The organism is Arcobacter lacus, from assembly GCF_003063295.1.
Lineage (GTDB): Bacteria > Campylobacterota > Campylobacteria > Campylobacterales > Arcobacteraceae > Aliarcobacter > Aliarcobacter lacus.
Map to the genome: position 1 here is coordinate 161025 of NZ_MUXF01000005.1, position 26147 is coordinate 187171.

The 26147-nt window shown below is 27.8% G+C and carries 29 protein-coding genes; 19 read left to right on the top strand and 10 right to left on the bottom strand.

The window, feature by feature from the left end; translation table 11 throughout:
- Window positions 1-90: 90 nt before the first annotated feature.
- The 5 genes from B0175_RS04190 (at window position 91) to B0175_RS04210 (ending at window position 3382) form a co-directional block, all read left to right on the top strand.
- Window positions 91-747, top strand: coding sequence for a response regulator transcription factor (locus B0175_RS04190; protein WP_108527416.1), 657 nt, complete (start codon window positions 91-93; stop codon window positions 745-747).
- 65 nt (window positions 748-812) lie between these two features.
- Complete coding sequence (gene luxS, locus B0175_RS04195) at window positions 813-1328, top strand: S-ribosylhomocysteine lyase (RefSeq protein WP_108527417.1); 516 nt, start codon at window positions 813-815, stop codon at window positions 1326-1328.
- 1 nt (window position 1329) lies between these two features.
- Window positions 1330-1770, top strand: coding sequence for a hypothetical protein (locus B0175_RS04200; RefSeq protein ID WP_004510153.1), 441 nt, complete (start codon window positions 1330-1332; stop codon window positions 1768-1770).
- Window positions 1771-1772: 2 nt separating this feature from the next.
- Window positions 1773-2522: a tRNA (5-methylaminomethyl-2-thiouridine)(34)-methyltransferase MnmD gene (locus tag B0175_RS04205; protein WP_108527418.1), complete on the top strand. Its 750-nt coding sequence runs from the start codon at window positions 1773-1775 to the stop codon at window positions 2520-2522.
- A gap of 50 nt (window positions 2523-2572) precedes the next feature.
- On the top strand, window positions 2573-3382 hold the full coding sequence (locus B0175_RS04210) for a D-alanyl-D-alanine carboxypeptidase family protein (RefSeq protein WP_228156064.1): 810 nt from the start codon (window positions 2573-2575) through the stop codon (window positions 3380-3382).
- Between the two features lie 10 nt (window positions 3383-3392).
- On the opposite strand, the gene B0175_RS04215 is transcribed toward B0175_RS04210, so the two are convergent.
- Complete coding sequence (locus B0175_RS04215) at window positions 3393-3890, bottom strand: hypothetical protein (protein ID WP_108527420.1); 498 nt, start codon at window positions 3888-3890, stop codon at window positions 3393-3395.
- 119 nt (window positions 3891-4009) lie between these two features.
- Here B0175_RS04215 and B0175_RS04220 point away from each other — a divergent pair, with 119 nt between their 5' ends.
- Window positions 4010-4450, top strand: coding sequence for a DoxX family protein (locus tag B0175_RS04220; RefSeq protein ID WP_108527421.1), 441 nt, complete (start codon window positions 4010-4012; stop codon window positions 4448-4450).
- Between the two features lie 23 nt (window positions 4451-4473).
- Here B0175_RS04220 and metH read toward each other — a convergent pair whose 3' ends face one another.
- On the bottom strand, window positions 4474-7953 hold the full coding sequence (metH, locus tag B0175_RS04225; protein WP_108527422.1) for a methionine synthase: 3480 nt from the start codon (window positions 7951-7953) through the stop codon (window positions 4474-4476).
- Window positions 7954-8140: 187 nt separating this feature from the next.
- On the opposite strand from metH, the gene B0175_RS04230 reads away from it, so the two are divergent.
- From B0175_RS04230 to B0175_RS04250, 5 genes are all read left to right on the top strand, one after another.
- Window positions 8141-9061, top strand: a complete 921-nt coding sequence (locus B0175_RS04230; RefSeq protein ID WP_004510160.1) for a branched-chain amino acid transaminase — start codon at window positions 8141-8143, stop codon at window positions 9059-9061.
- A 44-nt stretch (window positions 9062-9105) separates the two neighbouring features.
- Window positions 9106-10179: an SPFH domain-containing protein gene (locus B0175_RS04235; protein WP_108527423.1), complete on the top strand. Its 1074-nt coding sequence runs from the start codon at window positions 9106-9108 to the stop codon at window positions 10177-10179.
- Between the two features lie 41 nt (window positions 10180-10220).
- Entirely contained in the window at window positions 10221-10508 is a 288-nt protein-coding gene (locus tag B0175_RS04240; protein ID WP_108527424.1) for a hypothetical protein, read from the top strand.
- On the top strand, window positions 10508-11191 hold the full coding sequence (hisIE, locus tag B0175_RS04245; protein ID WP_108527425.1) for a bifunctional phosphoribosyl-AMP cyclohydrolase/phosphoribosyl-ATP diphosphatase HisIE: 684 nt from the start codon (window positions 10508-10510) through the stop codon (window positions 11189-11191). Before B0175_RS04240 ends, hisIE begins: the two co-directional genes overlap by 1 nt.
- Window positions 11192-11280: 89 nt before the next feature.
- The gene (locus B0175_RS04250) at window positions 11281-11538 is read left to right on the top strand and encodes a hypothetical protein (protein WP_108527426.1); all 258 of its coding nucleotides are present in this window, start codon (window positions 11281-11283) and stop codon (window positions 11536-11538) included.
- A gap of 32 nt (window positions 11539-11570) precedes the next feature.
- On the opposite strand, the gene B0175_RS04255 is transcribed toward B0175_RS04250, so the two are convergent.
- Both B0175_RS04255 and thiC read right to left on the bottom strand, forming a co-directional pair.
- Window positions 11571-12752, bottom strand: coding sequence for an Mrp/NBP35 family ATP-binding protein (locus B0175_RS04255; protein ID WP_108527427.1), 1182 nt, complete (start codon window positions 12750-12752; stop codon window positions 11571-11573).
- 65 nt (window positions 12753-12817) lie between these two features.
- Window positions 12818-14170 (bottom strand): phosphomethylpyrimidine synthase ThiC, encoded by a 1353-nt coding sequence (gene thiC, locus B0175_RS04260; protein WP_108527428.1) that lies wholly within the window; start codon window positions 14168-14170, stop codon window positions 12818-12820.
- A 145-nt stretch (window positions 14171-14315) separates the two neighbouring features.
- Between thiC and B0175_RS04265 the strand changes: the two genes are divergently transcribed.
- From B0175_RS04265 to B0175_RS04280, 4 genes are read left to right on the top strand one after another with little or no spacing between them, the layout of a single operon-like run.
- On the top strand, window positions 14316-15158 hold the full coding sequence (locus B0175_RS04265; RefSeq protein WP_108527429.1) for an HDOD domain-containing protein: 843 nt from the start codon (window positions 14316-14318) through the stop codon (window positions 15156-15158).
- A 38-nt stretch (window positions 15159-15196) separates the two neighbouring features.
- Window positions 15197-16321, top strand: coding sequence for a bifunctional 2-C-methyl-D-erythritol 4-phosphate cytidylyltransferase/2-C-methyl-D-erythritol 2,4-cyclodiphosphate synthase (locus B0175_RS04270; RefSeq protein ID WP_108527430.1), 1125 nt, complete (start codon window positions 15197-15199; stop codon window positions 16319-16321).
- Window positions 16318-17208, top strand: a complete 891-nt coding sequence (locus tag B0175_RS04275; protein ID WP_108527431.1) for a DNA-binding transcriptional response regulator — start codon at window positions 16318-16320, stop codon at window positions 17206-17208. Before B0175_RS04270 ends, B0175_RS04275 begins: the two co-directional genes overlap by 4 nt.
- A gap of 10 nt (window positions 17209-17218) precedes the next feature.
- Complete coding sequence (locus tag B0175_RS04280; RefSeq protein WP_108527432.1) at window positions 17219-17695, top strand: phosphatidylglycerophosphatase A family protein; 477 nt, start codon at window positions 17219-17221, stop codon at window positions 17693-17695.
- Window positions 17696-17701: 6 nt separating this feature from the next.
- On the opposite strand, the gene B0175_RS04285 is transcribed toward B0175_RS04280, so the two are convergent.
- Genes B0175_RS04285 through B0175_RS04310 form a run of 6 tightly spaced genes read right to left on the bottom strand, consistent with a single transcriptional unit; the run spans window position 17702 to window position 23358 of the window.
- Complete coding sequence (locus B0175_RS04285) at window positions 17702-18415, bottom strand: endonuclease/exonuclease/phosphatase family protein (RefSeq protein WP_108527433.1); 714 nt, start codon at window positions 18413-18415, stop codon at window positions 17702-17704.
- 59 nt (window positions 18416-18474) lie between these two features.
- Window positions 18475-19593: a glutamine-hydrolyzing carbamoyl-phosphate synthase small subunit gene (gene carA, locus B0175_RS04290; RefSeq protein ID WP_108527434.1), complete on the bottom strand. Its 1119-nt coding sequence runs from the start codon at window positions 19591-19593 to the stop codon at window positions 18475-18477.
- Window positions 19593-20144, bottom strand: coding sequence for a DUF507 family protein (locus B0175_RS04295; RefSeq protein ID WP_108527435.1), 552 nt, complete (start codon window positions 20142-20144; stop codon window positions 19593-19595). Before B0175_RS04295 ends, carA begins: the two co-directional genes overlap by 1 nt.
- Window positions 20145-20148: 4 nt before the next feature.
- Complete coding sequence (locus B0175_RS04300; RefSeq protein ID WP_108527436.1) at window positions 20149-21399, bottom strand: adenylosuccinate synthase; 1251 nt, start codon at window positions 21397-21399, stop codon at window positions 20149-20151.
- 1 nt (window position 21400) lies between these two features.
- Window positions 21401-22246 (bottom strand): ATP phosphoribosyltransferase regulatory subunit, encoded by an 846-nt coding sequence (locus tag B0175_RS04305; RefSeq protein WP_012012029.1) that lies wholly within the window; start codon window positions 22244-22246, stop codon window positions 21401-21403.
- Window positions 22246-23358 (bottom strand): pyridoxal-phosphate-dependent aminotransferase family protein, encoded by a 1113-nt coding sequence (locus tag B0175_RS04310; RefSeq protein ID WP_108527437.1) that lies wholly within the window; start codon window positions 23356-23358, stop codon window positions 22246-22248. The genes B0175_RS04305 and B0175_RS04310 overlap by 1 nt, the downstream gene beginning before the upstream one ends.
- A gap of 145 nt (window positions 23359-23503) precedes the next feature.
- On the opposite strand from B0175_RS04310, the gene B0175_RS04315 reads away from it, so the two are divergent.
- The 4 genes from B0175_RS04315 to B0175_RS04330 all read left to right on the top strand — a co-directional run bounded on the left by B0175_RS04315 (window position 23504) and on the right by B0175_RS04330 (window position 26142).
- Window positions 23504-24133, top strand: coding sequence for a YceI family protein (locus tag B0175_RS04315; protein WP_108527438.1), 630 nt, complete (start codon window positions 23504-23506; stop codon window positions 24131-24133).
- Between the two features lie 155 nt (window positions 24134-24288).
- Window positions 24289-24741 (top strand): MarR family winged helix-turn-helix transcriptional regulator, encoded by a 453-nt coding sequence (locus B0175_RS04320; RefSeq protein WP_108527439.1) that lies wholly within the window; start codon window positions 24289-24291, stop codon window positions 24739-24741.
- Between the two features lie 55 nt (window positions 24742-24796).
- Window positions 24797-25348: a YceI family protein gene (locus B0175_RS04325; RefSeq protein WP_108527440.1), complete on the top strand. Its 552-nt coding sequence runs from the start codon at window positions 24797-24799 to the stop codon at window positions 25346-25348.
- Between the two features lie 68 nt (window positions 25349-25416).
- Window positions 25417-26142, top strand: coding sequence for a DODA-type extradiol aromatic ring-opening family dioxygenase (locus B0175_RS04330; RefSeq protein WP_265735063.1), 726 nt, complete (start codon window positions 25417-25419; stop codon window positions 26140-26142).
- Window positions 26143-26147 lie beyond the last annotated feature (5 nt).

Below are 26147 nucleotides of genomic sequence, written 5' to 3' on the forward strand. Positions count from 1 at the left end.
TTATATTGAAGGAAATAAAATGAAAAAGATTTTTTTTATAAAATATAGTTGTTTAAAACAAATTAGTAACTATTAAATTTGAGATTTAATATGAAAATATTAGCAAACACAAAGATATTATTTTTAAGTGATGATTTATCAGTTAGAAATAGTATAAAAGAGAAATTTGTAAAGTTATTTGAAGAAGTAAAGTTTACTTCAAGTTATGAGGAAGCGTTAAAACTTTCTTTAACAAATAATTACGATTTAGCAATTGTAGATATTGATTTAAAAAATAGTTCTTTTTCAGAATTGTCTTCAAAATTAATAGTTATATCAAGTTCACATAGTAATGAAAAAGTATTGACAGCTATAAACTTAGAAGCATATACCTTTTTAGTAAAACCTTTAAATTTAATAGATTTAAAATTAGCTATCTTAATGTGTCTTAATCAAATGAAAAGAGTTGATAAAATAGAGTTTGATCAAGGTATTTATTTTGATGAATATAGAGATCAATTTTTTAAAAAAGATGGAGAAATGATAGATTTTACAAAACTAGAAAAATCATTTTTAAAACTTTTAATAGCGAGAAGAAATAAAATTACAGATTATGATATGGTAAAAGATATAGTATGGAAAGGGAAAGAGATGTCTATTTATACTATGAGAAATATAGTAAATAAAATAAGACAGAAAACTTATTATGAGATTATCAAAAATCATTCTAGTAAAGGTTATATCTTAAATTATAAACAAGTATTATAAATATTTATTAGTACTCATTTAATAAACTTTCGATACAATCTGGCTTATTAAAAAAAGGAATTATTATGCCATTATTAGATAGTTTTAGAGTTGACCATACGATTATGCCTGCACCTGCAGTTAGAGTTGCAAAAACAATGAAAACTCCAAAAGGTGACAATATTACAGTTTTCGATTTAAGATTTTGTGTACCAAATAAATCAATGATGAGTGAAAAAGGAACTCACACTTTAGAGCACCTTTTTGCTGGATTTATTAGAGCTCATCTAAACTCTCCAACAGTTGAAATTATAGATGTTTCACCTATGGGTTGTAGAACTGGATTTTATATGAGTTTGATTGGAACTCCAAGTGAACAAGAAGTTGCAGTTGCTTGGAAAAAAGCTATGGAAGATGTTTTAAAAGTTGAAAAACAAAGTGATATTCCAGAATTAAATTTATATCAGTGTGGAACTTGTGCTATGCACTCACTTGATGAAGCAAAAGATATTGCAAGAGATATTTTAAAATCACAAATCGGTGTTATGTCAAATAAAGAACTTTATCTTAGTGAAGAGAAATTAAAATCTTTAGGAAACTAAAATGCAAGAAAAACTAGACCTTTTCAAAGGCTTATTTAGTGACTATACAAATATTTCGATTTTGCATATAGATAACTCTTTGGGTTTAGTTAATAGCACTTTAGAAGAGATAAAAGAACAGAACAAAGGAAATATAAAATATATCTCTTTTGAAGACGAATCAAGTGCAAAATTATCAAGTGCAAGAGTTTATGAATATATAGTTTTGAGTGATATTTTATCTTATTGTGAAAATAAAGAAGAGATATTAAAATCTCACTATAAAGCTTTGGAAAATTCAGGAAATATCATAATCTTAGAAAAAATATCAAACGACAATAGATATGAGATTTTAGATATGTTGGAAGAGATAGGATTTCAAGCACCAAATGCGATAGAACTTTTTGATGAGGTTTTGATATTTACTGCAAAAAAAATGCACCATTGGGGTTATGGACTTTAATATTGGAAAATAATCAAAATATTTTAGTAACCACTTTGGATGGTTCAAATACTCTTTTTTCTACAAAATATAATCAACACTTTCATAACACAGAAGATGGTGCGATAAATGAAGCTTTGAGTAAACATATTATCCCAACATTTTTTTATCATCAAAATAAAAAAGAGTTAAATATTTTGGATATCTGTTTTGGAATAGGGTACAACACTTTTTCAACTATCTATTATATTTTAAAAAACAATCTTGATATAAAGATAAATATTTTTTCTCCTGAATTAGATGAAAATTTAATAAAATCTCTAAAAGATTTTCCTTTTCCTAAAGAGTTTGAAAATATAAAACATATCATAAAAGCTATTTCTACTACAAATAAATATGAAGATGAAAAAATCAAAATAGAAGTTTTTATAGGTGATGCTAGAGCTTATATAAAAAATTTTGAAAAAAACTTTTTTGATATAGTTTTCCAAGATGCTTTCTCAAGTGATGTAAATAAAGAACTATGGACAAAAGAGTATTTTGAAGATATTTATAAAATCTGTAAAGAAGATAGTATTTTAAGCACTTATGCCATAGCAACGCCAATAAGATTATCTTTATATGAAGCAAAATTTTATATACATGAAACAAAATCCACAAAAAGAAAAATTACACTTGCAACAAAAAGTGTGAAAAATGATATTGGAAAATATATAGATATGGAGCTAAAAAAGCAGAGAAATCAAGACGCAAAAGCTTTATATGATAAATAAAAGTTTTTTTTTATATAATCTTCTTCGAATTTTTTTAAATGGAAACAATCATGAAATTTTTACTATCTGTGCTTATTTTAATTTTTACTCCGATTATGGCTTTTTCTTATACAGAAGCAAATGTTTTTCAAAAAATAGAAAAAGATTTGGATTCAATTATTGTTAAAGATTTAACTAAAAAACAATTGATTTTTTCAAAAGATGCAAACCAGCAAGTAAGTCCAGCAAGTCTTACAAAAATTATGACAGCTATTCTTGCAATAGAAAGTAATAAAATGGATAGTGTTGTAACTATTACAGCTGATATGAAAAAAGTTGAACCAACAATTTTAGGATTTAAAGTAGGAGAAAAAATCTATTTAAGAGATTTAGTAAATGCTGCTCTTATTCGTTCAGCAAATGATGCTGCAAATGCTATTGCTATTTATTTAGGAAATGGTGATAAACAAAAATTCGTGAATATGATGAATGCAAAAGCAAAAAAACTTGGTATGACAAAAACTACTTTTCAAAATCCATGTGGATTTGATGCAAAAAATCATAAAAGTACAGCAAGTGATTTATTGAAACTTACAGAATATGCTATTAAAAATAGTACTTTCAATGCGATTGTTAGAAAAAACTCTTATTCATTTAAAGCAATAAATACAAAAAGAACTTATACAGTATATACAAGCAACAAACTTCAACCAAAAGAAAAATATATGATAGGTGTAAAAACTGGTTATACAAACCAAGCTGGACCTTGTCTAATTGCTCGTGCAAAAGAGGGTAAAAAAGATATTTTACTTGTAATGTTAAATTCTCATAATAGATGGGAAAATACTAAGTTAGCTTTAGACACAATTTTAAATAAATAAATTAACAGCTTTAATTAGCAGTTAATTTATCTAAAATATATCTTTCTAAATCTTTTTTTGTAACTTCTTCTTTCATAGCTTTTTCAAAGATATCATCTATTTTTATAGAGTAATCTTCGTAAGAAAAAAATGGAAAATGTAACTTCCAAGATTTTTTGATTAGCTCTTTAGTCATAATATCTCTCATCTTATCCCTAAAAAAGTTAAACCCTATAAAAATTACAGCAGTTATTACCATTCCACCTAAAATAGAGATATGTGGATCTATTTTTGCCAAAGGTTTGTGTGTTAAAAGAGAAATAGGAACTAAAATACCAAGAACAATTAGTATATATAAAAAATATGCACGAGCAAGTTTTAAACGAAAACCTAACTTCCCTGGATCAACTTGCATTCCATTGTTAAATTGTCTATTTGCAATTAACATATCTTTTAACAAGATTGGTTGTTTTGAAGTAGTATATATATATTCTAAAATTTTATTTTTAATACTCTTTTCTTTAAACATCGAATTTTCCTACTAATGATAATGATAAATATTTTATCTTAGTTTGTTATAATATAAAGTTAAATTTATAGGTTAATTGGTTTATCTATGAATAAAATTTTAATATAAGGATAAAAATTATGAGATGTTGTGAAAATAAACTAGAATCTATTTTAAATGAAGATATTGGTAAATTGATTTTAAGAGTTTCTATTGCTGTTTTAATGCTTTTTCATGGGTTTTCAAAATTACAAAATGGAATTGATGGAATAAAATTTTTAGTTACAAGTGCAGGTTTACCTGAATTTTTTGCTTATGGTGTATTTTTAGGTGAGGTTGTTTTCCCTATTTTAATTATTCTTGGATTATTCACTAGAATTTCATCATTCTTTTTTGCATTTACAATGGTTTTTGCTATTTTCTTAGCTCATAGCGCTGATATATTTACTTTAGGAAAAACTGGTGGTCCAGTTATTGAATTACCACTTATTTATCTTTTAGTTTCAATTGCTATCATGTTTTTAGGTGCTGGTAAATATAGCCTTGATGCAAAGTGTAAAGCAAAGGCTTGCTCAATATAAGTTAAATGTATAAGAGTTAACTCTTATACATTATAATAATTAGCTTCAGGATTTGTAACAACTATTGCACAAGTTGTTTGTTCAGGGTGCATTTGGAATGTTTCACTAAGTTCTATTCCAAACTCTTCAGGATTTAATAAATCAAAAATATCTCTATTCATCGCTAAATCTGGACAAGCTGCATATCCAGGAGAATATCTACAACCAACATATTGTTTCATTTGAACATCATTTAAAGTGTGCCCTTCGTTTGGTACAATATCTAAGTCAAGTCTTATTTGTTTGTGTAAAACTTCTGCTAATGCTTCAGCAAGTTCAACTCCAAGTCCATGAACTTGATAGTATTTTGTAAATTCACCTTTGTCGTATAAACTTCTTTCATAATCAGTGATTTTAAGTCCAGCACTTGCAAGTGTGAAGGCAACTACATCAAGTCTATCATTTGCAAAAAAGTCAGGTATACATCTAAATGGTTTTCTTTTTTGTCTTGGAAATTCTAATACTTTTATAGCTTCACTTAGAGGAGGAATATTTTTTGACTCTTCAAGCGAATTAAACAGATATTTTTTATCAAAAATATAAAGTTTATTATCAAAAGATATACAAGGATAATAAGCATAAATCGCAATTGGGTCAAAAATATCTTTATCAACTAATTCAGCTTTTAAAGCTTCATAAGTTGGTTCAACTACATCTCTTTCATATTTCATAAAAGCTTCTGGAGTCTGTTTTCCTCTTTTATATCCCCATCTTTGTCTAAATAAAACTCTGTGATTTATCCATTTAAAAATCAACTCTTTATTTAGTTTTTCACCTCTTCTTGTTACTCTATCCCAAATTGGAGGAAAAACAAATTTTCCACGTTCTGGCATAGATATTTCTTCATAAGGAGGTATTTCAATCTCTTCTTTTTCAACTCTATCGCTTGTATCTATTCTTTCAATTAAATCAGCTGCAAGTGCAGTATTGTTTTCATCACCTTTTTCAATTCTTTGCATAGAAACAACACCATCAAAAGCATCTCTACAGTAAAAAATAGGACCATCATAAAATGGTCGGCAATATTCATCAATAAAATTTTTTGTAAGTGCTGCACCTCCAAGAAGTACAGGAACTTTAATACCTAATTTTTGCAATTCTTCAAGATTTTCTTTCATAACTGCTGTTGATTTTACAAGTAATCCACTCATTCCAATAGCATGAGCATTATGCTTATTTAGTTCTTCAACAAATTGTCCTAAATCGGCTTTTATACCTACATTTACAACTTTAAATCCATTATTACTTAAAATAATATCAACTAAATTTTTACCAACATCGTGAACATCGCCTTTAACAGTTCCTAAAATAAGAGTTGTTTCACTTGCTTTTTCTTGTTTTGGTAAGTATGGATTAAGTGCATCAACTGTTGCTTTCATAGTTTCAGCACTTTGAAGTACAAATGGTAATTGCATTTGACCACTTCCAAAAAGTTCACCTATTACTTTCATTCCATCAATTAACCACTCATTTACGATAATTTCAGGTTGAATCGTATGTCTTAATTCTAAAGCTAAAGGGATAAGTCTCTCTTTATCTCCATCAAGAAGAAGTTTTTTTACTTTTTCAATTGGTTCGAGTTTTTGGTACTCCTCATCGCTTTGCTCTTCTTGTCCTTCTACATTTGAAAAATGTTCAATAAATGCAAAAAGTGGGTCAGCACCATTTTCCCAAATATTAAAAATCAAATTATCACAAGCTTTTTTATCTTCTTCACTTATTTTGTTTAGTGGTAAAATGTGTTTTACATTCACAATAGCACTTGTAAGTCCAGCTTTTACACAATGGTCAAGATAAATAGAGTTTAGATAAATTCTAGCATTTGTTGCTAAACCAAAAGAGATATTTGAAAGTCCTAAAGTCGTTCCTACTTCAGGATGTCTTATTTCGAACTCTCTTATTGCTTCAAGCGTTTCAATTCCCGCTGTTCTATATTCATCATCTCCAGAACCAATAGTAAATGTAAGCATATCAAATACTAAATCAGCAGGATCAAATCCATGTCTATTTACACATAAGTCAAAAATTCTTTCTGCAACTTCTAATTTTCTCTCTTTTGATTTCGCCATTCCAATTTCATCAATTACAAGACAAACAAGTGCAGCTCCAAATTTTTTTGCTAAAGAACAAACAGCATCAAATTTTTCAATACCATCTTCAAGGTTTACAGAGTTGATTATACATCTTCCACCAATTTGTTTTAGTGCTGCTTCCAGTGCTAAAATTTGCGTTGAATCAGGCATAAGTGGAAGTGCAATTTTTTGTGAATAAAGTGAAACAACTTCATCCATATCAAATCTTTCATCTCGTCCCGCAAATCCAACAGATACATCAATTACATGAGCTCCTGCACGAACTTGTTGTTGAGCAACACTTAATGTTCCTTCATAATCATTAGCTTTAAGTAACTCCCTAAAAGCTTTACTTCCTGTTGCATTACTTCTTTCTCCTATTAGTAAAGGGGCTGGTTCTTGTTTTAATGGAACGATATTAAATAAACTTGCTAATGAAGCTTTTAAAAATCCACAAGGTTTTAGTGGAACTTCATTTTCAATAGCCTTTGCCAAAGCTTCAATGTGGTCAGGTGTCGTACCACAACAACCACCTAAAAATGCAACTCCATTTATTTTTAAAAACTCTTTTTGTAAAGCTGTAAACTCTTCTGGTTGCATCGGATAATAAGTTTTTCCACCTCTATTTTGAGGAAGTCCAGCATTTGCATGGACTGAAATAGGAAATTTACAAACTTGACTTAATGTTTTAACATGTTTATGAACTTGTACAGGACCAGTTCCACAGTTAAATCCTAAAGATAAGATATTAAAAGGTGCCATAATAGCAGCAATTGTCATAGCATCTGTTCCAATAAGCATTGTTCCAGAAAGTTCAATAGTTACTGATACCATAATTGGAATTTGAGGTGCTACATCATTTAGTGCATGAAGCGCTGCTTTTATTTGAAGTGGATCTTGACAAGTTTCAAGTAAGAAAATATCTGTTCCACCATCAACAAGCCCTTTTGCCATAATTTTATAACCTTCATACATCTCATCATATTTAATGTGACCTAAAGATGGAAGTTTTGTTCCAGGACCAATTGATGCTACACAAAATCTAGGTTTCTCTTTTGTAGTATATTTTTCACAAGATTTTTTTACTAAACTAGCACCTAATTTTGACAATTCATAAGACATATGTCCAATATTATACTCATCTAAAACCCAAGGCATTGAACCAAAAGTGTTTGTACAAATTAAATCTGCACCTGCTTTTGCATAGTTATCATGAATAGTTTCCAATATATGAGGTGCAGTTAAATTTAAAAGCTCATTACACCCTTCTAAATCTAAATCTTCAAAAAGCCATTCTTCTTGTTTTATATCTGCTATTTGAAGCTGTGTTCCCATTGCTCCATCGATGATTAAAACTTTTTTACTAATTAAATCTTCTATTAACTCTTTCATTAATTCTCTACTTTTATAAATTATAATTGTTTTTAATAATATTCATTAGATAGTATATTTAAAGAGTGGTTAAAAGCTGTTAAATTAAACCTTTTTGATTAAAAAAATTAATTTTAGAATCAAGATTTTAATTATCTTTTGGCTAGAATATTAGTTAAAATAAATAAATTATTAGGAAATAATTAAGATGACTGAATCAAAATATATATGGATGGATGGAGAATTTGTTGCTTGGCATGATGCAAAAGTTCATGTTTTAAGTCATACATTACATTATGGAAATGGTGCTATTGAAGGAACAAAAGCTTATAAAACTGTTGATGGAAGATGTGCAATTTTTAAATTAAATGAACACACAAAAAGATTGTTAAATTCATCAAAAATGACTTTAATGGATGTGCCTTTTTCTTTAGAAGAGTTAAATAAAGCACAAGTTGAACTTCTACAAAAAAATGAATTAACGAATGGTGCATATTTAAGACCATTAGTTTATTTAGGTTATGGTGTTATGGGACTTTATCATAAAGATGCTCCTGTAAAAGTATCTCTTTCTGCATGGGAATGGGGAGCATATTTGGGAGAAGAAGGTTTAAAAAAAGGTGTTAGAGTAAAAATTTCATCTTTTTCAAGAACTCCAAATACTTCTGGAATGGGAAAAGCAAAAGCAGTTGCAAATTATTTAAACTCTCAAATGGCAAAATATGAGGCTGTTGAGGCTGGATATGATGAAGCTTTATTAAAAGATGATCAAGGATATATTGCAGAAGCTAGTGGTGCTTGTTTCTTTATCGTTAGAGATGGAGTATTAATTTCTCCACCAAATGATAACTCTTTAGAGTCTATTACTCAAGCAACAGCTATTGAATTAGCAAAAGATTTAGGAATTGAAGTTGTAAGAAGAAGAATTACAAGAGAAGAAATATATATCGCTGATGAAGCGTTTTTTACTGGAACTGCTGCTGAAATAACTCCAATTAGAGAAGTTGATGCAAGAGTTATTGGTTGTGGTTCAAGAGGACCAATTACTGAAAAAATTCAGTCTGCATATTTTGATGCAGTTACTGGAAAAAATGAAAAATATATTAAGTATTTAACTTACATTAACTAATCTTAATTATTATAAGTTATTAAAATATTTAAATAAGGAAAGATATGCCAATAGACAATGACTATTTTAAAAACAGACAACAAAATAATAATGGTGGAGGAAATGGTGGTAATTTTCAACCTCCATTTGAAACACCAGAATTTTTTAAAAATTTTGGGAAAAAAGCAGGTATGCTTTATGCAATAATTATAATTATAGGGGTTTTATTTATTTTTAAACCTTTTGTAATTATTGAATCAGGACAAGTTGGGATTAAAGCAACAACAGGAAAATATGATAAAGAGCCATTAAATCCAGGTTTTCACTTCTATATTCCAGTACTTCAAAAAGTTATTGTTGTTGATACAAAAGTTAGACTTTTAACATATATGAATACACAAAATATAGGTTCTTTTGATCAAAGTATCAAAAATAATCCAGCGATTAATGTTCTTGATTCAAGAGGTTTACCTATTTCTATTGAACTAACTGTTCAATATAAAATAATAGCTGAAGGTGTTCCTGAAACTATTGCAAGCTGGGGACCATCTTGGGAAGATAAAATTGTTAACCAAATTGTTGGAGAAGTAGCAAGAAGTGTTCTTGGTGGATATAATGCAGAAGTTCTTCCAATGAAAAGAAATGATGTTGCTGAAAGTCTTGATAGATTGATAAAAGAAAAAGTAACAGAAAGATCTCAAGCAGCAGTTATAGTTGAATCTGTGCAACTTAAAGAGATAGTACTTCCTGAAAAAATTAAAGAACAAATAGAAAAAGTTCAAATTGCAAATCAAGAAGCAGAAAGAGTAAGATACGAAGTTCAAAGAGCAAAACAAGAAGCAGAAAAAAGAGCTGCCCTTGCAACAGGAGAAGCTGAAGCTAGAAGAATTGAAGCTCAGGGTAGAGCTGATGCTGTAACTATTGAAGCAAAAGCACAAGCTGAAGCAAATAAAGAGATAGCTCAATCTTTAACTCAAAATTTATTGCAAATGCAACAAATTGAAGTTCAAGGTAAATTCAATGAAGCTTTAAGAGAAAATAAAGATGCAAAAATTTTCTTAACGCCAGGTGGTGCAACTCCAAATATTTGGGTTGACACAAAAGATAAATCAAGAGATACAATTTTAAATCAAAAATAAAAAGAGGTAGTTTTAACTACTTCTTTATAAAGAAAAGTAGTATGAAAAAACGAAAACTATTTATAATAATTAATCTTTTTTTTATCTCAACAATTTATGCACAAGAGATAGAATCTGTTTTGAGAATTAAGCCTGAACCAAAATATGATAATATTTTAAAATATAATCAAAATGTAAAATATGAAGATATTTTAGAATATAAAGAAAAAAAAGAAGAAGAAAAAGAAAGTGATTATAGTTTCGGATTTAATTTAGATATAAATCAAGAATTGATGACTATAGAAGGATTTAAAATAGATGTCGGTACAAAATTTAAAGGTATAAACTGATGGAACAATTAAATAAAATTGACTGGGAAAAAATGAATAATTTAATTCCTGTTATTACTCAAGATGCAAAAACAAATGAAGTTTTGATGCTGGCTTATATGAATAAAGAAGCCTTAGAACTTACTATAAAAACAAATTATGCTCACTATTTTAGTAGAAGTAAACAAAGAATTTGGAAAAAAGGGGAAAGCTCAAATCACCTTCAAGAAATTGTAGAAATATTCGTTGATTGTGATAATGACACACTTTTATTGAAAGTAAATCAAACTGGAGTTGCATGTCATACAGGTAGAAAATCATGTTTTTATACAAACCTAAAAACTGATGAAATAATTAGTGGCGTTGAAATAAATACTACAGCTGCTTATGGAGTTATTGATACTTTATATCACACTATTTGTGAAAGAAAAGATGAAGATGTTTCAAAATCATATACAGCAAAATTACTTAAAGGTAATCAAAATTCTATGCTTAAAAAAATTGTAGAAGAAGCTGGAGAATTTACATTTGCAGTGAAAGATGATAATGAAGAAGAGATTATTTATGAAGCAGCTGATATTACATATCATGTTTTAGTAGCACTTGCAAGTAAAAATATAAATCCAGATAGAGTAAAACAAGAGTTAGCAAGAAGGTTTGGAATCTCTGGAATTGAAGAAAAAAATTCTAGAGTTAAATCTTAAAAATTTTAAAATTTCTTATACAACTAAGTTGCATTTAATAATCGATTGTTATAATGCGAGAATTAAAAAATAAATAAAGGAGTATAAATATGACAAATAGTTGTCAATACTGCTCTAAAAAAATTCCAATATCAAAGGTTTTTTGCTCAGCTGAATGTAAAGAAAGCTATTTCCAAAAAATTGCTATTTCAGTGCCAAAACCTTTTGTTAAGAAGTTATATTTTTTCTGTTCTGAAGAGCAAAAAGAGTCTGAAATAAAGACATTTGCACAAAGACATAATTGGAACGAAAAACTAGTAACAGAAAAAATTAAAGAGGTATTTGAAGAGTACTACCAATGTGGGTAAAAAAGAGTAAAACTCTTTTTTATTTTATTATCTTAGTGACAACCACATCCACTTCCACAACTTCCATTTGATTTTTTAGCTTCATCATATTGTGCTTTTATTTTTTGTCCTTCAGTTGAACATGCACTAACACCTGCTGGCATTATTGGTTGAATTTCAGCATTTGAAACTTCATTTTGTGAATTTAAAAATGAAATTAATTTATCCGCAGCTATCATATATCTTTTTGCTGTTATTGATTCTGGATCAAAATATACAATAGGTTTTCCGCTATCTCCACCTTTTCTGATTGCTGGTTCAATTGGAAGATTTCCTAATACTTGTGTATTATACTGTTTTGCTAATTCTTCACAAGTTCCCATTCCAAAAATATCAGATTCAGTATTACAATTTGGACAAATAAATCCACTCATATTTTCTATTATTCCAGCTACAGGAATATGAAGTTTTTTAAACATATCTAAACTTCTTTTACTATCATCAAGTGCAACATGCTGAGGAGTTGTTACATTTATTCCTGCACTTACAGGAACACTTTGTGCAAGAGTAAGTTGTGCATCACCAGTTCCTGGAGGCATATCGATAAATAATATGTCTAAATCTTCCCATACAATATCTCTTAAAAGTTGTTGGATAGCTTTCATTATCATAGCTCCTCTCCAAATAAGAGCTTGACCTTCTTGCATCAACATACCCATAGACATTACATCAACACCATAAGCATTTAATGGTTTTGCTTTATCTCCTATAACTTCAACTTCTTTTCCTATCAATCCCATCATTCTTGGAATATTAGGACCATAAATATCAGCATCTAAAATACCAACTTTTTTACCTTGCATTGCACTAGCAATTGCTAAATTTACTGTTGTAGTTGATTTTCCAACACCACCTTTTCCACTACTTACCATAACAATTTTTTTAATTTGAGGAGCAATATTTTTACCACTTACACTATTACTTTGTTGGATTTGTTCTTTTGGTTTATTTAAATAGATTGTTAATGTTAAGCCTAAAGGCTCAATACAGGCAGAAATGTCTTTTTTTAATTGTTCTTCAACTTCTGTTGATGTAGATGTGATATCTACAATAATAAAACAATTATTTCCATCAAGTTTAATATCTTTTACAAATCCAAACTCTACAATAGATTTTGTAAAGCCTGGATATTTAACTTTTTCTAACTCTTTTTTAATATTTTCAATAGTAGCCATATAAAATCCTTATAATAATTTATTAAATTGTGATTATAATAAAAATAGGATAATTATTGTCTTAATTAGCCTGCAATGTCAACCATCTCCTGCCCATGTTCTTTTACTATTTTTTGTGTTATTTTATATGAACAAAATTTAGGTCCACACATTGAACAAAATTCTGCTTCTTTAAATACATCTTGAGGTAATGTTTCATCATGATACTCTTTTGCACGATCAGGATCTAAACAAAGTTCAAATTGTTTATTCCAGTTAAATGCATATCTAGCATCTGACATTTCATCATCAATATCTCTTGCCCCTTTTCTTCCTCTTGCTATATCAGCAGAGTGAGCAGCAATTTTATATGCAATAATTCCATTTCTTACATCTTCAGCATTTGGTAAACCTAAATGTTCTTTTGGAGTTACATAACATAACATAGATGCCCCATGCCATCCACCAACAGCTGCACCAATTGCAGATGAAATATGATCATAACCAGCTGCAATATCAGTTGTAAGTGGTCCTAAGATATAAAACGGTGCTTCATGGCAATACTCTTTTTCAAGTTTCATATTTCTTTCAATTTGATTTAAAGGAACGTGTCCAGGACCTTCAATCATAACTTGAACATCTTTTTCCCAAGCTCTTAATGTTAATTCTCCAAGAACTTTTAATTCTCTTAATTGAGCTTCATCAGATGCATCAGCCAAACAACCAGGTCTTAATGAATCTCCTAAAGATAAAGATACATCATATTTTCTACAAATATCTAAAATCTCATCAAATGCTTCATAGAATGGATTTTCTTTATGATAATGCATCATCCAAGCAGCCATTAAAGAACCACCTCTTGAAACGATTCCCATTTTTCTTTTTGCAACATGTGGCATGAATTCTAATAAAAAACCAGCATGAATTGTAAAATATGAAACCCCTTGTTGAGCTTGTCTTTCAATTACTTCAAGCATTCTTTCAATTGTTAAATCTTCAATTTTATCTTTTACATCATGTAAGATTTGATAAATTGGAACTGTTCCAATTGGAACTGTTGAGTGTTCAATTACTGCCCGTCTTATCATATCTAAGTCTCCACCTGTACTTAAATCCATGATAGTATCAGCACCATATTTTAAACAAACATCAACTTTTTCAATCTCTTTTGAAACATCACTAGCAAGTGCTGATGAACCGATATTTGCATTTATTTTGCATGAAGATGCAATTCCAATTGACATTGGAACTAAATGTTTATGATTTACATTTGCTGGAATGATAAGTCTTCCTCTTGCAATTTCACTTCTTACAAGTTCAGGATCAAGTTTTTCAACTTTTGCTACATATTCCATATCAGGAGTAATAATTCCTTGTTTTGCATAATACATTTGAGTTCTAATTTTGTCGTTTTTATGATCGTCTAACCAAGTTCTCATTTTAAAATCCTATAATATTTATTTAATTGTAACTGGATTATAGCCAAATATATTTATATAAGCTTAAGGAGCATATGAATTTTTGAATTATTAGTTGTATAAGTTTCTTTTCTATATAATATTTCATAATTTAAAGAGAAATTCAATGAAAAAAAATTTAATTCAAGAAATAAAGACTTTAGAAAATCTTCCAAATAGTATCAAAGAAATTAATGATTTCAGAAAAAATGATAACTCAGACATAAAAGAGTTGGTAAAAATTTTAAAAAAAGATTCTTTTATTGTTTCAAATATTTTAAAAATATCAAATTCAAACCTTTATGGTACAAATTTTAAAGTTGAAACTTTAAACAAAGCTATTGAAACACTAGGTATAAAATTAACTTTGGCTATTGCTATTGAAAGTATTGTTTCGAAAACTATAAATAGGAATTTATTTGCTTATGCAGTTACTAATGATGATTTCTTTTATTCTAGTGCGTTAAGTGCAATTTTTGTTGATAACTGGCTAAAACAAATTGATGAAGATTTAAAAAATGAATTGTTTTTGCCTGCTTTTTTACAAGAGAATGGTAAATTTATAATTTCTCAAGTAATTCAAGATGAAAGACAAACAGAATTTTTTTTAAAAAGTTTAGTTGAAAAAGACAACATAAGTGCTTGTGAATTAGAATTTACTGGATATTCTTGTTCAAGAATAAGTGCAAATATTTTCAAACATTGGGATTTTAGTCATAATATAATTTTTCCCATTGCATTTACAGAAGATTTAGAAAATTGTCCAAAAGAATTTATTCACAAAGCACAAATATTAAATGTTGTAAAGATTTTATGTGATATTAGAAATCCATTAAGTGATAATAATATAGAAAAAGCTTTAAAAAAAGTTTTAGAATATAATTTTGATGTTGAATATTTTTTAAATGCATTAGACTCAATTAGAGAAAAAATAGAAAAGAATTCTCAACTCTCATTAAGTAACAAATAGGTATAATTTGTAACTTTTTTACACAAAAGGAGTTATTGTTGTTAGATGTTACATTAATAGTTCTTTGCGCTGGGAATTCCACGAGGTTTGAACACAAAACAAAAAAACAATGGATAAGGGTTGAAGATGAACCTTTATGGCTAAATGTTACGAAAAGAATATCTTCTTTTGCAAAATTTGATAAAGTAATAGTTACTTCTCACCAAGATGAACTAAATTATATGAAAAATTTTAGTGATGATTTTATTTTTGTAAAAGGTGGAGAAACTAGACAATTATCAATTTTAAATAGTTTACAATTTATAACTACAAAATATGTAATGATAACTGATGTAGCAAGAGCTTGTGTTCCTCAAAGTGTAATAGAAAATCTTTTAAATGAAAAATCTAGTGCAGATTGTATAGTTCCTATTTTAAATGTAACAGATACAGTAGTTTATGAAAATGATACTATTGATAGAAGAAATGTAAAACTTATACAAACTCCTCAACTTTCAAACACTCAAGTTTTGAGAGATGCCTTAAATACTCCCATCGAATTTACAGATGAAAGTTCAGCAATCAAAGCAATAGATGGAAAAATAAAATATATCCCAGGTTCTACTTCTAGCAAAAAATTAACTTTGGGTGATGAACTTGATGAACTTCCTTGTTTAAAAGCTCCTTCAAATAATTTTTTTACAGGAACAGGATTTGATATTCATGCCTTTGAAGATATAAAAGATATGTATTTAGGTGGAGTGAAACTTCCTTATGAATATGGATTTAAAGCACATAGTGATGGAGATGTTTTAATTCATTCGGTAATTGATGCTTTATTAGGGGCTTGTGGAGCTGGAGATATTGGTGAATTTTTTCCAGATACAGATGATAAATACAAAGGTATAGATTCAAAACTTTTATTAGGACAAATTGTTAATTTTATAAATAATGTTGGATATGAAATAGTAAATGTTGATTTAACAATAATTGCACAAAAACCTAAAATCAATCCTTTTAAAGATGAAATCAAAAAGTCAATGGCAAAACTTTTAGGAATAGAAAAACAGTTTGTAAATATAAAAGCTACAACAGCAGAAAAACTAGGATTTATTGGACGAGCAGAAGGGGTTGCTGTTCAAAGTATTGCCACATTGAAATATTATAATTGGAAAAAAAGATGAACATATTAATTATCGAAAATGAGATATATTTAGCTCAAAAAGTAGTGTCAAGACTTCTTGATGATGGACACAATTGTGATTATATAGAATCACCAAATATTGATAATTTATCAAAAGATTATGATGTGATTTTATTATCAACTTCTTTACCAACTGCTTTATGTAAAGAGATAACTAAAAAGTATTCGCATAAATCTATAATTCTTCTTTTAGTTTCTTATGTTTCAGATGAAACAGTTACAAATCATATAAAAGATGGTGCAAGAGATTATATTATGAAGCCATTTATTATGGATGAATTAATAAGAAAAATATATCACTATATTGATACAAGAAATGTAAAAAGAGAGTTACAAACTTTAAAAGAGTATTTTGAATTTACTATGTCTGATATTGATGTAAGTGGAATTTTATTACCTCCATCTTTCCCTCTTTTAATAGAGACAAATTCTCAAAGATATGCTGATAAATTGGTTTTTGAATTATCAAAAAAAGTTGATTTACCTATAAGTTTTATAACTTTAACTTCAGCTACTTGGCAAAAACAAATAAATTGTATTGAAGAAAAGACTATCATTTATTTAAGTGATTATCATACTTTGAAAAAAAATATGAAAGATTATGTTGTTAAATATATTGAAGATAAAACTTGTGTTATTTCCACTTTAGAGTGTGAAGATAGTTTCCCTTATAGAAAAATAGAGATAAATAGTGAAAAAGAGTTAGTAGGAATTACAAACATTATGACAATAAATGATTATGTAAAAATGATGGTTATGTCATATCAAAACAAATATCCAGACACAGAACTATCAAAAAAACTTGGAATTTCAAGAAAATCGCTTTGGGAAAAAAGAAAAAAACTAGATATCGAAAAAAAGAAATAGGGGATAATGTATGAATTTGAGAAAATTTTTTTTAACAGTAGGTTTTAGTGGTTTAAGTCCAAAAGCTCCTGGAACAGTTGGTTCTTTTGTTTCTTTAATTTTAGGACTTTTTCTTTTAGAATTTTTACACTCTTCAACTTTGTTTTTATTATCTATTTTGATAACTGTTGTAGCGGTTAAACAAATTGATATCTATGAAAAAGAAGTAGATTTACATGATAGCAGTGAAATAGTAATAGATGAACTTGCTGGTATGTGGATAGCTTTATCAATTTGTGGAATAAATGGAGATAATATTCTTTTTATGGCTCCACTTGCTTTTGTATTTTTCAGACTTTTTGATATTTGGAAACCATCTATTATAGGTAAAATCGATAGAGATGTAAAAGGTGGTTTAGGTGTTATGGGTGATGATATTGTTGCAGGAATAGCTGCAGGAATTGCCACTGCAGGAGTTTATCAGTTAATAGAAAAGTTTATTTTGTAACCTAAATTAAATATTTAACATCAAAGGTAAATGGTCACTTACTTCAATCCATTTACTTTTGTTTAGAATTTTACATTTTGTTTCTTTTTTTAATAATTTCTTAGTTCCAAATATATAATCTATGTGATATGCTTTTTCAAGTTTTCTTTGTAAATAGAAAGTAGGATTTTCTTCTTCTCCTTGTTTTTCATTATTTAAGTAATGATAAAAACTAATTATGTCAATTTCCTCTAATTCCTTTACTACATCACTATGGTTCCACCATCTATCCCATTTATCCCAAATTTTATTACTATTAAAATCTCCGATAATAAAACAAGGATATTCCTTTAATTTATTTTTGTGTAGTTGAAGATATTTCCAAAGTTGTCCAATGTATCCAAATACTTCTGAATTTGCATGTTTTGTCCAAACTGCAAGAATGATAAATTGCTCATCTACCAAACAAGGAAGAAAAAGTTCTAATTCCTCATTTTTATATTTGTAATTTTTATCAGACCAGTCTAACATTTTTAGTTTTATGTTATTTTTTGCAAAAATTCCTAAGCCCTTATTTTTATTGTTCCCTTTCCATAAATAATTAGTTTTTCTTTCTTTTTCTTTTGAATATATATTAGGATTTTCACATTCTTGAATTATATAAATATCTAATTCTAAATCATCGAGTAAATAGGCTTTCTTTCTAAAAGCACCATTGCAGTTCCAAGTTAAGATTTTCATAAATTTATTATAGTAAAAAATTAGGATTAAATAAAAGTTTTAGTTTGAGACAGCGAAAATTATTTCACTATCTCTGCAAATTGTTTGAATATATATTTTGATTCATGTGGACCAGGACTTGCTTCTGGGTGATGTTGAACAGAAAAAATCTCTTTATTTTTATATTTAACACCTTCTATTGTATTGTCAAATAAGTTAATATGAGTTATATCTGCAATTTCAACTATATTATCTGGTACATTATAGTTGTGATTTTGTGCAGTTATTTCAACTACTCCATTATTTGAAACTGGATGGTTACCACCGTGTTGTCCAAATTTTAATTTATAAGTATCATATCCATGAGCAATAGAAAGTAATTGATGTCCTAAACAAATAGCAAATATTGGGATATTTGCATTTATTAATTTTTGAATTTCTACTTTTTCATTTACAAGAGTTAGAGGATCTCCTGGACCATTTGATAAAAATACTCCACCTATTTCTTTAGCTTCAAATCTTGCTATTAAGTCTTCACCTTTAAATGAAGATGGTATAACTTCTACTTCAAGTCCAGTTTGAACTAATTCATTTAAAATATTTCTTTTAACTCCAAAGTCAATAACAACTACTTTTTTATCACTCATCACAGCTTTATCATAAGCTTTTATAGCATGATTCCAGCTTCCTGATTTATGAATATATGCTTCTTTTGTAGAAACTATTTCTATATAGTTTATATCTTCAATTCTAGGGCTTACTTTTAATTGTTTTGCTAATTCTTCTTTAGATGAAATCTCTGTTGAAGCTATCATCATCATAGCCCCTTCATCTCTAAGCATTTTAGTTAAATATCTTGTATCTATATCACAAATTCCTAAAATACCATGTTCTTTTAATAAATTATCTAAATTATTTTGTGCTCTATAATTTGAATAGTCATTGTGATAGTTTCTAACTAAAACACCTTTACAATGACAAATTTTACTTTCCATATCATCATCATTTACACCAACATTTCCAATTTCTGGCATTGTAAAAGTGATAAATTGTCCAGCATAAGATGGGTCAGAGATAATTTCTTGATAACCAGTTAATGAAGTATTAAAAACTATTTCTCCAACAGCAGTTCCTATTGCACCAAAAGATTTTGCTTCTAAAAAAGTTCCATTTTCTAAATATATCCATACTTTTTGCATTAAATTAATCCTCTTTTTATTAATTCTTCTTCGTAAAGTCTATGATAAACTAAGTCATAATCTTCAGTTCCTGGAATTAACTTTCTTTTATAATTTCTTAGTTTTGTTAAAACTTCACTATCTGCTTTTTCAAAACCTTTTATAAAGTCATCTAAAGAAGCAAAAATTACATTTTTAACTTGATTATCAGAACAAACATAATGAATAAAATCTTCTTCCCATAAATAATCTAAAATTTTATGAGCAATATCTGAAAATCTATCTTCATTGTTTAAAATAACACCAAAGTCATTTGCTAATCTTTTTTTAGTCATCCAAAAAAGTTGTCTTCTATCAGCATTTAGATACTCAATCTCTTCCTCTTGTGCATCTAAAATTTCTTGAACTTTTTCATCTAGAGCAAACTCTTTTTCAATGTCAGTATCAAGTATTCTTTCAATTTCTGCTTCAATACTATTTTTTTCTTTTCTAATTTCTACAAAATCACAATTGATTAAATCTCTTGTAATTCTTCTTGAAACATACGGTGTGTGATGTAACTTTAATCTCATCTTTTTACCCTCTTATAATTGTGTCTGCTCTTTCTGGAGAAGTTGAAATAATCCCAACTTTTACAGAAGTTATTTCTTCTATTTTTTCTATATATTTTTTGGCATTTGTTGGAAGTTTGTCAAATTCTTTTATACCAACTACACTATCCCAACCATCTATCTCTTCATAGATTGCTTTTACATCTTGCATATTTGATGGCATATAATCTATTCTTTCTCCATCAAGTTCATAAGCAACACAAACTTTTATTTTAGAAAAACCATCTAAAACATCAAGTTTCATTAAAGCTAATTGATCACAACCATTTAATCTACTTGCATATCTAACTGCAACGGCATCAAACCAACCACATCTTCTTTTTCTTCCTGTTACTGTTCCAAACTCTTTTCCAACTTCACCTATTATTTTTCCAGCCTCGGTAAAATCTTCAGTAGGGAAAGGTCCATTTCCTACTCTTGTACAGTAAGCTTTTACAATTCCAGTAATAATTCCAATATCTTTTGGATTTATTCCTAACCCTGTACAAGAACCAGCACTAACTGTACTAGAACTTGTTACATAAGGATAAGTTCCATGGTCAATATCAAGCATTGTTCCTTGAGCACCCTCTAAAAGGATTCTTTTGTTTTCATCTATTGCTTTCCAAACAAGGTTAGTTGTATTTGTAATAAATGCACTTAATTTTTCTTTATATTCACCTAATTCAACTAATAACTCATCTTTATTTGGAGTTTGTATATCCAATACATCAAATATTGCTCTATTTTGTTTAAAATATTCTAAAATATCATCACAAAGTTTTACTGGATTTAAAAGTTCACCCATTCTAAAACCAGTACGACTCACTTTTTCTGCGTAAGTAGGTCCTATTCCTTTTCCTGTTGTTCCAATAGCTTTGTCACCTTTTAATCTCTCTTTTGCTTGGTCAATTAAAGCGTGAAATGGCAAATTTAAATGAGCTTTATCAGAAATGAATAATCTTCCTTCTAAATTTGTAAATTGACTCATTTCTTTAATTATATTTAAAGGAGATACAACAACACCATTTCCAATAACATTTATAGCTTTTGGATTTAAAATTCCTGAAGGAATTAGTTGAAGAGCATATCTTACTCCATCAACCCAAATAGTATGACCAGCATTATGACCACCTTGGCTTCTACAAACCATATCATATTTTTGTGCTAGCATATCTACTATTTTACCTTTTCCTTCATCTCCCCACTGAATACCAACTATTACATCTGCTTTCATTTCAACCCTCTAACATTTTTAATAAATTATCTGTATATAATGCAAATCCTAATGAACTAAGTCCATTACTTGAATACATCCCACCATTACATAAAAGTAAATTTTTATCTATTACTCTGTAATAAATATCATCATAATATTTTAAACTTCCATAATAAAGTGGAGCAATAATGATATTTGAATATTTTACTTCTTTTGCTTTTGAAAGAAGTTTTTCTAACTCTTTTTTTATACTATCTGGAACAAGTTCGATTACACTTTGTAAACTTGCTACATCTTTTACTTTTATAAGTTTATTTAACCAATCGCAATTTAATTTAAATAATTCAGACATTTCTCCATTTTTTAATAAAGAAATATCTAGATTTAATTCACTACAAACCAATTTCGGAATATTGATATTTGATATTTGTAAAATAGGCTCAATTTTTAAAGAATTTAGAATATTTGCTGTTAAATTCATAATATCAGCAATATTATTATGATCTATCCATTCACAACCAATTTGGTACTCTTCTGTTGATGGATAAGAAAAAATTGGTTGAACATAAAACCATTTTTTATGTTTTGTTGTTCTTCCCAATCTTTTTGTGATAATTCTTACAACATCCAAAGTTGAATCAGCTCTTAAAGAAACTTGTTCATTTTGTTCATCTGAAAATTTTATCAACTTTTTTTCATTTGCAATTGCTTGATGTTGAGAATATGAAAAGTTTGGAGTTAATATCTCTTCAAATCCAGCTTTATCTAAAATATCACAAACTTGATTTTCTAATACTCTTTTTGCTTTTGCCAATTTTCCAAAGTATAATCTACTTCCTTTTGGAATTTCGTGTTCAAAAATCATTATTTATTATTTCCTTTAAACATTGTCATTGCAAAAACTTTGTTTGCAGTACCATCAAATGTTCTAATTCCTAAATCATCAAGAGTTAATTCTACTGCATTTACAGCCCAAGAAGCTTCAAAATCTTCAACTAATCCCATGTGATTTATTCTAAAGATTTTTCCACTTAAGTGATCTTGACCACCAGCAATATTTACATTATATTTATTTTTTAAGATTTTTCTAATTTCATTTGATTTTTCTGTATAAACAGTTGTCATTGCATTTGCTGGACTTTTTGGATAAATATCAAATCCTATAGCTTTTAAAGCTTCTCTAGTTGCTTTTGCCCTTAATGCAGTGTTTGTGTATAAAGTATCAAATCCATCAGTTTTTAGTTTTTCTAAAATTGCACCAAGACCAATGATAAGTGTTGTCGCTGCTGTCCAAGCAGTTGTATTTTTTCTTTGATTTTTTAGTTCAATCGCTAAGTTAAAATAGTAACCTTTTGGATTTGCTTCAATTTTTTCAACAGCTTTAGAAGATAAACCAATCATAGCAAGACCTGGAGGTAACATAAATGCTTTTTGACTTCCAGTAATAACTGCATCAAGATTTGTAACATCGATTTTTTCAACCCCAACAGCAGTGATACCATCTGCAATAATCATAATATTTGGGTTGATTTTTTTTACTTCTGCCGCGATTTGTTCAACTGGATGTCTTAATCCTCCAGCACTTTCACAAATTTGTACAAAAATTGCATCAATAGTAGAATCATTTTTTATAGTATTTACAACTTCTTCAACATTAACTGGAGTATTCCATTCGTTTTTAATTTCTGTATATTCGATATCAAAAGCATTACAAATCTTTCCAAATCTTTCTCCGAATTTTCCAGAGTTTATTGTAAGAGCTTTTTTATTTGTTAAGTTTGTTATACAAGCTTCCATTGCTCCTGTTCCACTTGAAGCCAACATTAAAACTTCTGGCATTCCATAAAGTTCCAATAATAAATTTCTAGTTTTTTCAAAAATTGCTTCAAACTCAGGAGTTCTATGATGAATAGTAATATCAGACATTGCTTTTCTAGCAAATTCTGGTACGGGAGTTGGTCCTGGTGTTAATAACATTTCATTTATCCTTAATAATTTTTCAGTCAGTAAAACGGAATATTTTATCTAAATCAAGATTATTTTTAACTTTAGGAGTCTAAATAGAAATTCGTTTTAACTATAATTAGTTATAATCCAAAATATTTATAAAAAAGGAAAATTGATGAATTTTTTGAAATCAACTTTAGTGTCATTTGCTGTTACAACGACTTTATTTGCAGGAAATTATGCTATTGATACAACTCTTTCAAATGCAAATTTCACAGTTAAACATTTAAAAGTTACAAATGTAACTGGAGCATTTAATGATATGTCTGGAAATTTTGAATATGATGAAGAGACAAATAAATTAAAATCTTTAAAAGGAGAAATAGTTGTATCATCGATTAATACAGCCGATGAAAAAAGAGATGAACATTTAAAATCTGAGGATATTTTAAATGTAAAAAAATTTCCAAAAATCTTTTTTAAATCAACTAAAATTGAAGACAATATTGTTTATGGAGACTTAACAATAAGAAATGTTACAAAAAATATAAAACTTGAGTTAGAAAATCAAGCGTTTTTAGATAAACAAGTAATATTTTCAATGAAAGGTGAAACAAAACGAAGTTACTTTGATATTAGTTGGGATGAACTTTTAGAAACTGGTTCTATTGCTGTTTCTGATGAGATAAAACTTACAATAAATATTAAAGGAAATTTAATAGAAGAACCAAAACCTGAAGAGAAAAAAGAAGATAAGAAAAAAACAAATAAAAAAGTAACTGAAAAGAAAAAAGAAACAAAATAACCTACAAAAAAACCTATTTTAATAAAAATGTTAAAATAGGTTTAACCTACAAAATCCCTAAAATAAAAGCCTTATAAAGAAATTTTGAAATTTATATATTTTACTCTTGACATTTATTACTAATTAGTACTATAATTTCACTTATGGAGAATGTAATGAATAATAAATCGTTAAAAACATATGGAATTAGAACTGATAAATCTATGAAAACTGTTGTTAGATTAGAAAAAGCAAGTTTAAAAATCGCTAATTTAACAATTAATTATTTATCAAAACATAATCTTACGTTTAATCAATTTAAAGTGTTAGAAGTTTTATATCATTTAGGTGATTTAAACATAGGCTCAATTACAAAATTAACTATGAGTACACCAGGAAATATAACTGTTGTTGTAAAAAATCTTAAAAGAGATAATTGGATAACATCAGTAAAAGATCCAAATGACAATAGAGCATCAATTTTATCTATTACGCAAAAAGGTAAAGAGATTATTGAAGAAGTTTTTCCAAATCATGCAAAAAACTTAACTAAAGCAATGGAAGTTTTAAATGATGAAGAATTAGATACTTTATATGGTTTGTTAAATAAGGTTTATAAAGCAAATTAATATTTTTTTGCTTTATATGTACTAATTAGTAATATATTAAAAAAAAGGAAAAATTATGAAAAAATTAAAATTAGGTTTATTATCACTTGCTGTTTCAACAGCTTTATTTGCAGGAAATTACAATGTTGATGCTAGTCACTCAAATGCTGGTTTTACAGTAAAACACATGATGATATCAAATGTAACAGGAAAATTTAATGATGTATCTGGAACTTTTGAATATGATGAAAAAACAAATAAGTTAAAATCTGTAAGTGGTGAAATTGTTGTAGATTCAATCAATACTGCTGATGAAAAAAGAGATGCTCATTTAAAAGCTGATGAAATTTTTGCTGCACAAAAATTCCCAAAAATTATTTTTAAATCAACAAAAGTTGAGAAAGATTTAGTTTATGGTGATTTAACAATGAAAGGTGTTACAAAAAACATTAAACTTCAACTTGAAAATGGTGGAGTAGTTGGAGAAAAAGCTGGATTTGCATTAAGTGGAAAAATCAACAGAAGTGATTTTGGAATTACTTGGAATAAAGTGTTAGAAACGGGTGGAGTTGCAGTTAGTGATGAAGTAAAATTAACTATTGATATAGAAGGGAATTTAGCTAAATAATTTTTAGCTAAATTATAAATATTATGTATCCAACACTATTTATTTCACACGGAGCTCCAAATATAATTTTGAGTGATTCTAAATCAAAAAGAAATTTCCAAAAATTTGGACTAACTTTAAAAGTTCCAAAATATATAATAATAGTATCAGCACATTATGTTACAAAAGATTTAAAAACTATTAGCCCTGATACAAATAAAATAATGTATGATTTTTATGGTTTTGAAGATGAATTATATAAAGTTAAGTATGAAATAAATAGTGATAAAAATTTAACAAATAATTTAATTGAAGAACTAAAAAAAGATAATATAAATATATCAATTGATGAAAATAGAAAAAGTTATGACCATGGTGTATGGAATGTTTTAGCACTTTTATATGAAAAATTAAATATTCCTGTTTTACAGTTAAGTATTCCTATATCATATTCAGCTACAGAATTAATTCAATTAGGTGAAAAATTAAAAGATTTTAAAAATGATGCTATGATTATTTGTAGTGGAGGAATAACTCATAATCTAGGTGATATGAGTTATAACTTAATTCCAAAAAATTATGCAAAAGAGTTTAATGACAAAATAAAATATATTATAGAAAATGGTAATGAAAAAGATTTAATAAATATAAATAAAGATGTAAACTTTTATAAAAACCATCCATCGAGTGAGCATTTCTTACCTTTATTTATAGCCTTCGGAAGTGCAATAAATAAAAATGGAAAATCATTTAATAGTGAAATCTTATATACAAATATATCGATGGAAAGTTTTATTTTTGATGAGAGTAAATAATTAAT

What these genes read in the sequence shown, in the direction of transcription:
- B0175_RS04265 (WP_108527429.1), top strand. Translation starts at nt 14,316, where the DNA reads ATGAAAAAAAATTTAATTCAAGAAATAAAGACTTTAGAAAATCTTCCA.
- B0175_RS04255 (WP_108527427.1), bottom strand. Translation starts at nt 12,752, where the DNA reads ATGGCTACTATTGAAAATATTAAAAAAGAGTTAGAAAAAGTTAAATAT.
- B0175_RS04300 (WP_108527436.1), bottom strand. Translation starts at nt 21,399, where the DNA reads ATGAAAGCAGATGTAATAGTTGGTATTCAGTGGGGAGATGAAGGAAAA.
- B0175_RS04240 (WP_108527424.1), top strand. Translation starts at nt 10,221, where the DNA reads ATGAAAAAACGAAAACTATTTATAATAATTAATCTTTTTTTTATCTCA.
- B0175_RS04215 (WP_108527420.1), bottom strand. Translation starts at nt 3,890, where the DNA reads ATGTTTAAAGAAAAGAGTATTAAAAATAAAATTTTAGAATATATATAT.
- B0175_RS04295 (WP_108527435.1), bottom strand. Translation starts at nt 20,144, where the DNA reads ATGAGATTAAAGTTACATCACACACCGTATGTTTCAAGAAGAATTACA.
- B0175_RS04320 (WP_108527439.1), top strand. Translation starts at nt 24,289, where the DNA reads ATGAATAATAAATCGTTAAAAACATATGGAATTAGAACTGATAAATCT.
- B0175_RS04230 (WP_004510160.1), top strand. Translation starts at nt 8,141, where the DNA reads ATGACTGAATCAAAATATATATGGATGGATGGAGAATTTGTTGCTTGG.
- B0175_RS04250 (WP_108527426.1), top strand. Translation starts at nt 11,281, where the DNA reads ATGACAAATAGTTGTCAATACTGCTCTAAAAAAATTCCAATATCAAAG.
- hisIE (WP_108527425.1), top strand. Translation starts at nt 10,508, where the DNA reads ATGGAACAATTAAATAAAATTGACTGGGAAAAAATGAATAATTTAATT.
- B0175_RS04315 (WP_108527438.1), top strand. Translation starts at nt 23,504, where the DNA reads ATGAATTTTTTGAAATCAACTTTAGTGTCATTTGCTGTTACAACGACT.
- metH (WP_108527422.1), bottom strand. Translation starts at nt 7,953, where the DNA reads ATGAAAGAGTTAATAGAAGATTTAATTAGTAAAAAAGTTTTAATCATC.
- B0175_RS04280 (WP_108527432.1), top strand. Translation starts at nt 17,219, where the DNA reads ATGAATTTGAGAAAATTTTTTTTAACAGTAGGTTTTAGTGGTTTAAGT.
- B0175_RS04325 (WP_108527440.1), top strand. Translation starts at nt 24,797, where the DNA reads ATGAAAAAATTAAAATTAGGTTTATTATCACTTGCTGTTTCAACAGCT.
- luxS (WP_108527417.1), top strand. Translation starts at nt 813, where the DNA reads ATGCCATTATTAGATAGTTTTAGAGTTGACCATACGATTATGCCTGCA.
- thiC (WP_108527428.1), bottom strand. Translation starts at nt 14,170, where the DNA reads ATGAGAACTTGGTTAGACGATCATAAAAACGACAAAATTAGAACTCAA.
- carA (WP_108527434.1), bottom strand. Translation starts at nt 19,593, where the DNA reads ATGCAAAAAGTATGGATATATTTAGAAAATGGAACTTTTTTAGAAGCA.
- B0175_RS04220 (WP_108527421.1), top strand. Translation starts at nt 4,010, where the DNA reads ATGAGATGTTGTGAAAATAAACTAGAATCTATTTTAAATGAAGATATT.
- B0175_RS04200 (WP_004510153.1), top strand. Translation starts at nt 1,330, where the DNA reads ATGCAAGAAAAACTAGACCTTTTCAAAGGCTTATTTAGTGACTATACA.
- B0175_RS04305 (WP_012012029.1), bottom strand. Translation starts at nt 22,246, where the DNA reads ATGATTTTTGAACACGAAATTCCAAAAGGAAGTAGATTATACTTTGGA.
- B0175_RS04190 (WP_108527416.1), top strand. Translation starts at nt 91, where the DNA reads ATGAAAATATTAGCAAACACAAAGATATTATTTTTAAGTGATGATTTA.
- B0175_RS04275 (WP_108527431.1), top strand. Translation starts at nt 16,318, where the DNA reads ATGAACATATTAATTATCGAAAATGAGATATATTTAGCTCAAAAAGTA.
- B0175_RS04310 (WP_108527437.1), bottom strand. Translation starts at nt 23,358, where the DNA reads ATGTTATTAACACCAGGACCAACTCCCGTACCAGAATTTGCTAGAAAA.
- B0175_RS04210 (WP_228156064.1), top strand. Translation starts at nt 2,573, where the DNA reads ATGAAATTTTTACTATCTGTGCTTATTTTAATTTTTACTCCGATTATG.
- B0175_RS04235 (WP_108527423.1), top strand. Translation starts at nt 9,106, where the DNA reads ATGCCAATAGACAATGACTATTTTAAAAACAGACAACAAAATAATAAT.
- B0175_RS04285 (WP_108527433.1), bottom strand. Translation starts at nt 18,415, where the DNA reads ATGAAAATCTTAACTTGGAACTGCAATGGTGCTTTTAGAAAGAAAGCC.